Source organism: Hymenobacter sp. ISL-91, assembly GCF_018613725.1.
Taxonomy (GTDB): Bacteria; Bacteroidota; Bacteroidia; order Cytophagales; family Hymenobacteraceae; genus Hymenobacter.
Window position 1 is genome coordinate 1 of sequence record NZ_JAGGPS010000047.1, and the last position, 11,410, is coordinate 11,410.

8 protein-coding genes and 1 pseudogene are annotated in these 11,410 nt (G+C 62.0%); all 9 read left to right on the top strand.

The window, feature by feature from the left end; all coding sequences use genetic code 11:
• The first annotated feature begins 84 nt into the window (after positions 1–84).
• Complete coding sequence (locus J7E24_RS17035) at positions 85–2,391, top strand: S46 family peptidase (protein ID WP_215139322.1); 2,307 nt, start codon at positions 85–87, stop codon at positions 2,389–2,391.
• 192 nt (positions 2,392–2,583) lie between these two features.
• Complete coding sequence (locus J7E24_RS17040; RefSeq protein ID WP_215139323.1) at positions 2,584–4,281, top strand: ribulokinase; 1,698 nt, start codon at positions 2,584–2,586, stop codon at positions 4,279–4,281.
• A 95-nt stretch (positions 4,282–4,376) separates the two neighbouring features.
• Positions 4,377–5,714 carry a family 1 glycosylhydrolase gene (locus J7E24_RS17045; RefSeq protein WP_215139324.1) on the top strand — a complete coding sequence of 446 codons (1,338 nt, stop codon included), beginning with the start codon at positions 4,377–4,379 and terminating at the stop codon, positions 5,712–5,714.
• A 395-nt stretch (positions 5,715–6,109) separates the two neighbouring features.
• Complete coding sequence (locus J7E24_RS17050; RefSeq protein ID WP_215139325.1) at positions 6,110–7,009, top strand: hypothetical protein; 900 nt, start codon at positions 6,110–6,112, stop codon at positions 7,007–7,009.
• Positions 7,006–9,132, top strand: a complete 2,127-nt coding sequence (locus J7E24_RS17055; RefSeq protein WP_251047255.1) for a helix-hairpin-helix domain-containing protein — start codon at positions 7,006–7,008, stop codon at positions 9,130–9,132. The genes J7E24_RS17050 and J7E24_RS17055 overlap by 4 nt, the downstream gene beginning before the upstream one ends.
• Before the next feature lie 213 nt (positions 9,133–9,345).
• Complete coding sequence (locus J7E24_RS17060) at positions 9,346–9,972, top strand: hypothetical protein (protein WP_215139326.1); 627 nt, start codon at positions 9,346–9,348, stop codon at positions 9,970–9,972.
• Positions 9,973–10,087: 115 nt separating this feature from the next.
• A complete protein-coding gene (locus tag J7E24_RS17065) occupies positions 10,088–10,705 on the top strand; it encodes a carboxypeptidase-like regulatory domain-containing protein (protein WP_215139327.1) in 618 nt (205 codons plus the stop codon).
• 22 nt (positions 10,706–10,727) lie between these two features.
• The gene (locus J7E24_RS17070; protein WP_215139328.1) at positions 10,728–11,063 is read left to right on the top strand and encodes a hypothetical protein; all 336 of its coding nucleotides are present in this window, start codon (positions 10,728–10,730) and stop codon (positions 11,061–11,063) included.
• A pseudogene (locus J7E24_RS17075) lies at positions 11,024–11,410 on the top strand (hypothetical protein); the annotation flags it as partial. The gene J7E24_RS17070 and the pseudogene J7E24_RS17075, both read left to right, overlap by 40 nt.

Sequence of the window (11,410 nt, forward strand, 5' to 3'; positions counted from 1 at the left end):
ACACGGCGTCCTCTGCGGGAAACCGGCATCCGAACGATAAACCGTAACTTCGCCCAAACATATTTCCCACCCTTACCAACCTTTATGCGCACCAATAACTGGGCGAAAGCCCTGCTACTGACGCTGCTGCTCCCCTTCACGGCCCGCGCCGATGAGGGCATGTGGCTCCCGATGTTCATCAAGCGCCTCAACCAGGCCGACATGCAGAAGAAGGGCCTCAAGCTGACGGCCGAAGAAATTTACGACGTTAACAATGCCTCGCTGAAAGATGCGGTGGTGCAGCTCGGCGGTTTCTGCACCGGCGAATTCGTGAGTTCCCAGGGCCTGCTGCTCACCAACCACCACTGCGGTTACGACGCCATCCAGAGCAACAGCACGCCCCAGGACAACATCCTGCAAAACGGTTTCTACGCCGCCACCAAGGCCGACGAGAAGAAGAACCCCGGCCTGTTCGTGGATATTCTGGTGCGCATGGAAGACGTGTCGGCCAAGATGCTGGAAGGCATTACGGCCGCCACGCCCGAGCAGGAGCGCATGGCCACCATCCAGCAGCGCCAGCGCGAAACCGCCGAGGCAGCCAAGGAAAACGGCCAGTACGTAGCCTACGTGCGCGACATGTTCGGCGGCAACGAGTACTACCTGTTCGTGTACCAGCGCTTCGGTGATGTGCGCCTGGTGGGTGCCCCGCCCGAAGCGGTAGGTAAGTTCGGCGGCGACACCGACAACTGGATGTGGCCCCGCCACACCGGCGACTTCTCGATGTTCCGGGTGTACGCCGACAAAAACAACAAGCCCACTGCCGGTGCGCAGGAAGGCAACGTGCCTTACGTACCTAAAAAACACCTGCCCGTAGCCATGCAGGGCATTCAGGAAGGCGACTTCGCTATGGTGTTCGGCTTTCCTGGCCGCACCCAGCGCTTTCTGCCCGCCGCCGGCCTGCAGCTCACGCTCGACGAAAGCAACCCCGCCCGCATCAAGCTCCGCGATACGCGCCTGAAAATCTGGAAGGCCGACATGGACAAGAACCCTGATCTGCGCCTGCAGTACGCCAGCAAGTATGCCAACATTGCCAACTACTGGAAGTACTTCATCGGCCAGAACGAGGGCATGAAGCGCCTGAAGACTGTTGATACCAAAAAGGCCGAAGAAGCCGCCCTGGCCCAGTGGATTGCCCAGGACCCCGCCCGCCAGCAGCAGTACGGCGAGGCACTGGGTACTATTGAGGAGGCCTACAAAGTGCAGCGCCAGTACAACCTGAGCAGCCAGTACGTTAACGAAGGCGCGTTCGGCACTGAAATCGTGACGCTGGCCGCCCGCATGATGCCGCTGGCCAACGCCCTGAAAAGCGGCGACAAAGGTGCCATCAGCAAGGCCACTGAGGCCCTGCGCGAGTCGGCGAAGGACTACTTCAAGGACTACAGTGCCTCCACCGACCAGAAGGTGTTTGCGGCCCTGATGAACCTGTACATGCAGGACGTGCCCGCTGCCCAGCAGCCCGACGTGTTTGCCACGGTGAAAAAGCAGTACGGCGGCTCGATGAGCAAGTACGCCGACTATGTGTTCAGCAACTCTTTCCTGACCTCGGAAGCCAAGGTAAACGCCTTCCTGGCCAACCCTTCGCTGGCCAAGCTGGAAGCCGACCCGGCCTACAAAACCTACCAGTCGGTGTACACGAACTACGTGCAGAACATTGCCCCCAAGCTGCAGGCCTCGCAGGCCGGTTTGGGCCGGGCCAACCGCCTGTACGTAGCCGCCCTGCGCGAAAAGAACGCCCAGAAGGTGTACTCGCCCGATGCTAACTCGACCATCCGCCTTAGCTACGGCACCGTGCGCCCCTACAACGGCCGCGACGCCGTGCAGTACGACTACAAAACCACGGCCCAGGGCATTCTGGAAAAGGAAGATGCCAGCAACCCCGAGTTTGTGGTGCCTAAAAAGGAGCTCGAGCTGCTGAAGATGAAGGACTACGGCCGCTACGCCGACAAAGACGGCAACCTGCCCGTAGCCTTCATTACCGACAACGACATTACCGGCGGCAACTCCGGCTCGCCCGTCATCAACGGCCGCGGCGAGCTGATTGGTCTGGCCTTCGATGGCAACTGGGAAGCCATGACCGGCGACCTGGCCTACGACCCCGAGCTCAAGCGCTGCATCAACGTGGATATTCGCTACGTGCTCTGGTGCGTGGAGAAGCTGGGCGGTGCCAAGCACCTCGTAGACGAGATGACGCTGCAAAACAACGGCCCCAACCCCGGCGTGGGCGCTGCCTCGGCCATGAACGGCGGCATGAGCACCGACATGAGCGACGTGGAAAAGATGAAGGTAAAAACCGACAACGGCGGTAAAACCAAAATCAAGCGCAAAAACAAGAAAGAGACGGCGCAAATGTAAGGTATGGCTGCCGTAGGGGCGGGGCTTGTCCCCGCCCGCCATTCAACGGTTATCGTTGAAACGAAATGAAAGGCGGGCAGAAACAAGCCCCGCTGCAAAAAGCCCCCGTTGCCACATGGCAGCGGGGGCTTTTTGCGTCGTTTTGCTGCCCGAAGCCGTATGCCAAGGGCTTGCCACCACTCTTGTTTTACTATGCAAACCCGCCCGCAATACGTTATCGGCCTCGATTTTGGCACCAGCTCGGTGCGCGCTTTATTGGTGGAGGTAGCCACCGGCCGCGAGGTGGCCGACGCCGTGCGCGCCTTCCCGCGCTGGGACGCCGGCCAGTTCTGCAACCCCGACCTCAACCAGTTCCGCCAGCACCCGCTCGACCACCTCGAAGGCCTCACCGCAGTGGTGCGCGAAGTGGTAGCCCTGGTTGATGATCCGGCGCAAATCGTGGCCCTGGCCGTGGATGCTACGGCCTCGACGCCCGGCCCGGTAAACGCGCAGGGCCGCGCCCTGGGGCTGCTGCCCGAATTTGCCGAGGAGCCCGACGCGCTGTTCATCCTCTGGAAAGACCACACGGCCGTGGCTGAGGCCGAGGAAATCAACCAGCTGGCCCGCTCCTGGGGCGGCCCCGACTATACCAAATATTCGGGTGGCGTGTACTCATCGGAGTGGTTCTGGTCGAAAATCACGCGCATCAGCCGCCACAACGAGCGGGTGGCCCAAGCGGCGCACTCGTGGCTGGAGCACTGCGACTGGCTGACGCTGGAACTCACGGGCCAACCACTAGCCGACCTAAAGCGCAGCCGCTGCGCCGCCGGCCACAAAGCCATGTGGCACCCCGAGTGGGATGGCCTGCCTGCCGAAGAATTCCTGGCCCAACTCGAACCCAAGCTGGCGGGCCTGCGCGCCCGCCTTTACGGGCCAACGTACCCCGCCGACGAGGCGGCCGGCACCTTATGCCCCGAGTGGGCCGCAACGCTGGGCCTGCGCCCCGAAACCGTAGTAGCGGTGGGTACCATAGATGCCCACGCCGGCGGCGTGGGGGCCGGCATCACGCCCTACGCCATGGTAAAAGTGATGGGCACCAGTACCTGCGACATTGTGGTGGTGCCGCCCGCCGACCTGGCCACCCGCCCGCCCGTAGCGGGTATCTGTGGGCAGGTGGAGGGCTCGGTGGTGCCGGGGCTTGTGGGCTTGGAAGCCGGCCAATCGGCCTTCGGCGACCTGCTGGCTTGGTTTGAGGAACTGCTGCGCTGGCCGCTGGCCGCGGTGCTGGCCCGCACCGCCAACCTCACCGACCGGCAGCGCGAAGAGCTACGACAGGAAGCCGAAGACAGCCTGCTGGAGCTGCTCACCGAAGCGGCCCAGGCCCTGCCGTTTGCCCAGAGCCCCGTACTGGCCCTCGATTGGGTGAATGGCCGCCGCACGCCCGATGCCAACCACCAGCTGCAGGGCGCGCTCCGCAACTTAACCATGGGCAGCAGCGCCCCCGAAATTTTCCGGGCCCTGGTGGAGGCATTGTGCTACGGCTCGCGCCACATTCTGGAGCGGTTCGAGCACGAGGGCATAGCCGTCCGGCAGCTTATTGCCATTGGCGGGGTGGCCAAAAAGTCGGGCTACCTGATGCAGACGCTGGCCGATGTGCTTGGCCGGCGCATAGTAGTGGCCGCTTCGGAGCAGGCACCGGCCCTGGGCGCGGCCATGTACGCGGCCGTGGCTGCCGGCTGCTACCCCAGCGTAGAAGCAGCCCAGCAGGCCATGGGTAGCGGCTTTTCGGAGCAGTACGAGCCCAACCCGGCGCGGGCCGCGACCTACCACGCCCGCTACGCCGAATATCGGGCCCTGGGGGAGTTTATAGCCAACACTACGCCCGGCCCCGAAAACAAGCTCATCAGATAATTTGGGAACAAGCTCGACTTTACCGGTTGATAGTGCGTACTGCTGAGCAGGGTGCCGAATTCTGCTTGCTATTTTATACTTCACTTTCCGCCAACATGCCCAAATCTTTCCTGACAGCTATAAAAAAACGCTTCGGCACCGGTAATTACGAGGGCGACGAATTCGGGGGAGCCGGCGGCACTTCGGGCCGGGGACTGCCCACGGGCACACCGGGCAACTTCATGTTTGCCACCGGTATTGAGTGTTCATATCCCACCATCGAGCACGGCAAGGTGCGGCGCGACCTGCTGGAGGAGTGCGGCCACTACACGCACTGGAAAAAAGACCTGCAACTGGTGCAGGAGATGGGCCTGAAAGTGCTGCGCTATGGATTACCCTACTACAGCATTCATAAGGGGCCGGGCGAGTACGACTGGGATTTTTCGGACCAGGTGATGGGGGAGATGATGCGGCTGGGCATCACCCCGATTCTGGACCTGATGCACTTTGGGGTGCCCGACTGGCTGGGGAATTTCCAGAACCCTGAGCTGCCGGTGCATTTTGCCGATTACTGCGGGGCCGTGGCCGAGCGCTACCCTTGGGTGCGCTACTACACGCCCATCAACGAGATTTACGTAACGGCCAAGCTCAGCGCCAAAGATGGTATCTGGAACGAGCAGCTGCAGTCGGATGAGGCTTTCGTAACGGCTATCAAGCACCTGGTGGCGGCCAGCATCATGGGCAACCAGCAGATTGCCAAACGCCGCCCCGATTGCGTGATTGTGCAGAGCGAATCGGCCGAGTACACCCACGAGCTACGCACCGAGCGCACCCCCCATATTCAGCTGGAAAACAAGCTGCGCTTTCTGGCCCTCGATCTGCTCTACGCCCACCATCCCGACGGCGAAGTGTACCAATACCTGCACGATAACGGGTTGACGCGCCAGGAATACGACTGGTTTATGGCCGGTGAGCCTCCGGGATACCAGATCATGGGCAACGACTACTACGGCCGCAACGAGAAGATGATTCTGCCCGATGGGGAAGTGTTGGTGGCGTCCGATGTGATGGGCTGGTTCAACATCACCCACGATTATTACCTGCGCTACCGCAAGCCGGTAATGCATACCGAAACCAACATATTCAACCCCGACGAAGCTCCGGCCTGGCTCTGGAAACAGTGGGTGAACATTCTGCAGATGCGCAAAACCGGGGTGCCGGTGCTTGGTTTCACCTGGTATTCGCTTATTGATCAGGTTGATTGGAACCGGGGCCTGGAGGTAAAGGAAGGTACCGTAAATGCCTGTGGCCTCTATGATCTGGACCGCAACCCCCGGCCCGTTGCTGCCGCCTACCGCAAGCTGCTGCAGGAATACGGCCAGATTACCATCATCCCGCACGGCGAGCTATTCGAGCAGACCACCCGCCCCGCCACGCTGAAAGTGGAGATATAGGCGGAGGAGCTAGAAGCTAGCAGAACGTTGTACTGAGCTACCCAAAGGGCCTTGTCCTGCTGAAACGCGCTACCCTCGTGGCCGTTCCGGCAGGGCAAGGTCCTTTTTTTTTGTTGAGCCAAGTTGCATGATGACTACATGGGCAGCCCAGGTTGTGGAGGTCGGTGTAGGGGCGGGGCTTGTCCCCGCCCGCCGTTGAACGATTCCCGTTGCAGCGGCGTGAACGGCGGGCGGGGGCAAGCCCCGCCCCTACAGCGTGGTGATAAAGTGGGAGCCGCAGATTATAGGTATACAAGCACTAATGAATAAATTTTTAAGGGAATAAGCCTATCAGACTTGCAGTAACCGAATAGAGTATCTACTTTCCAGCAACTCAACTGCTTATCGGCTGCTCTATGGCGAAACTCTACTTTCTGGTAGTTCTGTTGGCCGGACTGCCGCTAATGGCCCGTGGCCAGGGTTTATGGGGTGCCCGCTCGGCCGCGTTGGGCCAGGTTGGCTCGGTGCTGGAAGCCGATGCTTGGGCCGGAGCCGGCAACCCCGCCGCGTTGGGGCAACTGAGCCGGCCCACGGTGGGCGTAGGGGCCGAAAACCGCTACCTGCTGCCCTCACTCAACACGGTATCGTTGGTGGTAGCCGTGCCCGTTGGCTACCGCCGCCCCGATGCCGTGGCCGCGCCGGTGCCGGGCGTGGCGGCCGCCATAGCCGGGGCCGATGCACCGCGCTATGGCACAGTGGGCGTTACGGCGCAGCGGTTTGGGGGTACGCTGTACTCCGAGCAGCGGCTGGGGCTGGGCTACGGCTACCAGCTGGGCACTGTGCGGGTTGGGGCGCGGGTAGAGGTGCTGCAAACCAGCATTCAGGGCCTCGGCAGCCACCGGGCCGTAGCTGCCTCACTGGGCGGCCAGGTCGATATTATTCCGCGCAAGCTCACGTTTGGGGCCACGCTCTACAACCTCAACCAAGCCCGACTGGCCGAATACCAGGACGAGCGGGTGCCCACCGTGCTGCGCGCCGGCCTGGCCTGGCGGCCCGCCGAAAAAGTGCTGCTGCTGCTGGAAACCGAGAAAGACGTGGAGCAGGATGCCGACTTCAAGGCCGGCCTCGAATACCAGCCCCTGCCGGCCCTGGCGTTGCGGGCCGGTCTGAGCACGCTCACCAGCCAGCTCACGGGCGGCCTGGGCCTGCGCACCGGCGCCTTCCGGATTGATTACGCCGCCGGCTGGCACGAGGCCCTGGGCCTGAGCCAGCAGCTAAGCGCCGCCTACGTGTGGGAAAAGCCCGGCAAGCCATGAGGCCGCGCCTGCCGCTGCCCCACCTGCTGCTCATGGCCGGGCTGCTGCTCGGGGCCACTGCTGCCCGCGCCCAGGAGTACCCACGCCCGCCCGTGCCCGACCTCGACCGGCTGACGCAGGAGCTGTTTGCCGAAATCCAGAGCGACGAGAGCAGCGTGGCCTACGAGGACCTCTACGAAACGCTGCTGCTCTACTACCAGACGCCCGTCAGCCTGAACACCGCCACCCGCGACGAGCTGCGGAGCCTCTTGCTGCTCTCCGAAACCCAGATAACGAACCTGCTGGAGCACCGCCAGCGTACCGGCCCGTTGCTGAGTTTGTACGAGCTGCAAAGCATCGAGGGCTTCGATTTACGCACCATTTACCGCATTGCGCCCTTTGTAGCCGTGCTGACGACCGACCCCAACGCGGCGCGCGGCAACCTTTGGCAGCGCATCGCCCGCGAAGAAAACAACGCCCTGTTTTTGCGCTACGAGCGCACCGTGCAGGGCCGCCCCGGCTACGGCCCCGCCGACACCACCAGCACCGGCCGCCCCGCCACCCGCTACCTGGGCTCGCCCGATAAGCTGCTGCTGCGCTACCGCGTGAGCCGGAGCCGCGACTTCAGTTTGGGCTTCACGGCCGAAAAGGATGCTGGTGAGCAACTCATCTGGAGCCCCAAAACCCAGCGCTACGGGGCCGATTTCTATTCGGCTCACTTCGTAGTGCAGGAGCGGGGGCGGCTGAAAACGCTGGCTTTGGGCGACTACCAGCTGCAATTCGGGCAGGGGCTGCTGCTGTCGTCGGGGTTTGTGGTGGGCAAGGGCGCCGAAACTATTACCACTGTGCGCCGCAGCTCGGTGGGCGTGCGGCCCTACGCGTCGGTGCTCGAAAACTCGTTTTTTCGGGGCGCAGCGGCCACGGTGGCCGTTACGCCCACGGTGCGGGCCACGGTGTTCGGCTCGCGCAAGCGGGTCGATGCCTCGCTGCAGCAGGCCCAGGATTCGCTGGCTGAGTTTCGGGAGTTTACGTCGGGGTTGCAGCTGAGCGGCTTCCACCGCACGCCCACCGAACTGGCTAACCGCAACGCCCTGCAGGAAACAGTGCTCGGCGGCCACGCCCAGTACACCAGCCTGAGTGGCGACCTGCAGATAGGCGCCACGGCCGTGAACACGCAGTTCGACAAACCCCTGCAGCGCCGCGACGAGCTGTACAACCAGTACGAGCTGCGCGGCGACCGGAACCTAGCCCTGGGCGTGCACTACAGCTATGTGTGGCGCAACCTGCTGCTGTTCGGCGAAACGGCGCGCAGCTCGAGCGGCGGCCTGGGCACCGTAAACGGCCTACTGGCCAGCCTCTCGCCCAGCGTGGATATATCGGTATTGCAGCGCCATTATGCCCGCAACTTCCACACGCTCTATGGCAATGCGTTTGGCGAGAACTCGCGCAACATCAACGAAAACGGGCTGTATGTGGGCCTTAAAGTGCGCCCCGCACCCCGTTGGGAGGCCTCGGCCTACTACGACCGGTTCAGCTTCCCGTGGCTGCGCTACCAAGCCAGTGCCCCCAGTACCGGCCACGACTGGCTGCTGCGTCTTACCTTCAGCCCCAGCAAAACCAGCCTGCTTTACGTGCAAATCAGGCAGCGCACAAAATCCTTCGACGCCGACACGCTGCGCGCCGTGCCGCTGCCCGTGCCCACCCAGCGCCGCAGCTTGCTGCTCTATTATGATACCAACCCACTACCCGGCCTCAGCCTGCGCACCCGCGTGCAGGGCAGCCGCTACCGCGACGACGGTGGCCCCAGCAGCCACGGCTACGTGCTGGCCCAAGACGTAACCGTGCAGCCGCTGCGCCGCCTGCGCCTCTCGGCCCGCTACGCCCTCTTCGACACCGACGACTACGACACCCGCCAGTACGTGTTCGAGCAGGATGTGCTCTACGCCTTCTCTATCCCGGTGCTGGCCGGCCAAGGCACCCGCACCTACGTACTGGCCCAGTTCGACGTCAACCGCCACCTCACGCTCTGGCTGCGCTACGCCGACACCCACTACCGCCACCAGGACACCGTGGGCTCGGGCCTCGACGAAATCCAGGGCAACCGCCGCTCCGACATAAAAGCCCAGCTGCGGTACCGGTTTTAGGGAAGAAGCTGACCGGCTCGGGCGCTGCGCCGGTAGTTGGCCCGGCCGCGGCATTTTGTAGCGTAAAAGTCTGCGGAATAGAGACAGAAAGTGCCTTCTACACCTGTCTGAATGCGTTTTTTGCTGATTTATAAAGTCTGATAACCAGTGCTTTTGGTTTCGTTCAGTTTGGGTGAGCGGGTATATTTGAAATGTCCCTGTCAACTCACGCTCATGCGCCAGTTTATTTTCTTTTCCTTTAGTACCGCGCTGCTGCTGAGCGGCTGCGCGAAGGATGGCCCGACGCTGGTCGCGGGCCTAGTGGTAGACAAAGACACAGGCCAGCCCGTGCCCCAGGCCGAAGTGCAGGTGCATGCCTTTTCCTCGGGCTCCAGCGGGGGCGGCGGGGGCTACGGCCCGGCGCTGGGCGGGCCCTATCTGGCCGACGCGCAGGGGCAGTTTTCGTTCAGCTTCGAGGCCAGCAAGGGCAAGAGCTACCGGCTGGACGCCTACGGTCCGCTGGGCCACTTCTCGGTTGACCAGGGGGTGGAGGTGGATAACGGGCAGGCCAACCGCAACCTGCGCATCCCCGTGCAGGCCCCCGGCTGGGTGCGCGTGCGTATCATCGACGAGCCGCCCACTATCGGTGAAGGAGTACTAATAGTGGCAGGCTATGCAAATTCGGATACTTATAGCCTTCCGCTAGGGCGTGATGAAACTTATGTGCGCTACATGGGAGCTCATATTCCCTCTAGAGTATTTTGGACAATAAAGGATTACGTTCAAAAAACGGTGGTCGAGGGCCATCAAGACTTGAGTATTCCTAGTCTTGACACGGTAGATGTGGTTATTCGATTTTAACGGGTCCTTCAAGCACGAAATAGTAGTGTGCCGTTCGGAGCTTTTCGCAACTTCTTGAGCAGTTGGCGGAAGATGATAACTAGCCCGTTCCACTCGTCTTTTCATCTTCACTACTATGCCTCATTGCAAGTTCCTTTCGATTAGTGCAGCGCTACTGGTGTTAAGCAGCTGCGCGAAGGATTCGGGCCCGACCTTGGTAGCCGGGCAGGTGGTGGACCAGGTGACAGGCCAGCCCGTGGCCGGCACCACGGTGCAGGTGGAGCAACGCAAACGCGGTAGCAGCGGGGGCGGCTACTCGGCTATCGGCCCTGTCTACCCCACCGATGGGCAGGGACGGTTTTCGTTTCGCTTTGAGGCTGAGAGCGAGCCCAACTACATCGTGCGGGCTTCATCCGCGCTGGGCTACTTCACCGACTGGAGCCGGGCCCCGGACCTGAAGCCGGGCCGCAAAAACGAGCAGGTGCGCGTGCCCGTGCTGGCCCCGGCCTGGGTGCGCATCCAACTCGTCGACGAACCGCCCAAAAGCCGGATCCAACTGTCCATTACGGGCTATTCGGGTTCTGGTGAACAGCTTAGATATACCCGTGACACCACCTTCATCCGAACTATATCAGCGCAGTATACTAAAGTAATATCCTGGGGTATTATAAATGAGCAAGGAATTATCACCCAATCTCGTCAGAATATCAATGCCGCCTCGCTTGACACGGTTAACGTGCGCATTGTCTTCTAGCCCTTCACTAATTTCCGTGCTCATGCGTTATCTGCTCTCCGTTACAACCAGTGCGCTGCTGCTCCTAAGCGGCTGCGCGAAGGATTCGGGCTCGACCTTGGTAACCGGGCAGGTGGTCGACCAGGTAACGGGCCAGCCCGTGGCCGGCACCACGGTGCAGGTCGAGCAGCGGCAGCGGGGCAGCAGCGGGGGCGGCTACTCGGCCGTGGGGCCTGTCTGGCCGTGGGGCCTGTCTACCCCACCGATGGGCAGGGGCGGTTCTCGTTTCGCTTCGAGGCCGCGAGCGAGCCGGCCTACGTCGTGCGGGCCTCATCCGATTTGGGTTACTTTACTGACTGGAGCTGGGCCCCGGACCTGAAGCCGGGCCGCAAGAACGAGCAGGTGCGCGTGCCCGTGCTGGCCCCGGCCTGGGTGCGCATTCAGCTCGTTGATGAACTCCCTAAAAGCCGGATACAGCTGTCTATCACCGGCTATTCCGGTTCTGGTGAACAGCTTAGATATCCCCGTGACACCACCTTCATCCGAACTATATCAGCTCAGTACTCTAGGAACTGTTCTCAATTAAGTGGCTGTTCATCGTCTATGAATGCAGACCGCACGCTACTGACGGATAAGATGTGGACCGAATTATCCCCCTTGTTGCCGGGGCAAGCGGGCAGTTGTGGGGTCACCGCGGCCGACACCCGCGGTTTTGTCGAAGCGGTG

What these genes read in the sequence shown, in the direction of transcription:
- J7E24_RS17065 (WP_215139327.1), top strand. Translation starts at nt 10,088, where the DNA reads ATGCCTCATTGCAAGTTCCTTTCGATTAGTGCAGCGCTACTGGTGTTA.
- J7E24_RS17045 (WP_215139324.1), top strand. Translation starts at nt 4,377, where the DNA reads ATGCCCAAATCTTTCCTGACAGCTATAAAAAAACGCTTCGGCACCGGT.
- J7E24_RS17060 (WP_215139326.1), top strand. Translation starts at nt 9,346, where the DNA reads ATGCGCCAGTTTATTTTCTTTTCCTTTAGTACCGCGCTGCTGCTGAGC.
- J7E24_RS17035 (WP_215139322.1), top strand. Translation starts at nt 85, where the DNA reads ATGCGCACCAATAACTGGGCGAAAGCCCTGCTACTGACGCTGCTGCTC.
- J7E24_RS17050 (WP_215139325.1), top strand. Translation starts at nt 6,110, where the DNA reads ATGGCGAAACTCTACTTTCTGGTAGTTCTGTTGGCCGGACTGCCGCTA.
- J7E24_RS17070 (WP_215139328.1), top strand. Translation starts at nt 10,728, where the DNA reads ATGCGTTATCTGCTCTCCGTTACAACCAGTGCGCTGCTGCTCCTAAGC.
- J7E24_RS17055 (WP_251047255.1), top strand. Translation starts at nt 7,006, where the DNA reads ATGAGGCCGCGCCTGCCGCTGCCCCACCTGCTGCTCATGGCCGGGCTG.
- J7E24_RS17040 (WP_215139323.1), top strand. Translation starts at nt 2,584, where the DNA reads ATGCAAACCCGCCCGCAATACGTTATCGGCCTCGATTTTGGCACCAGC.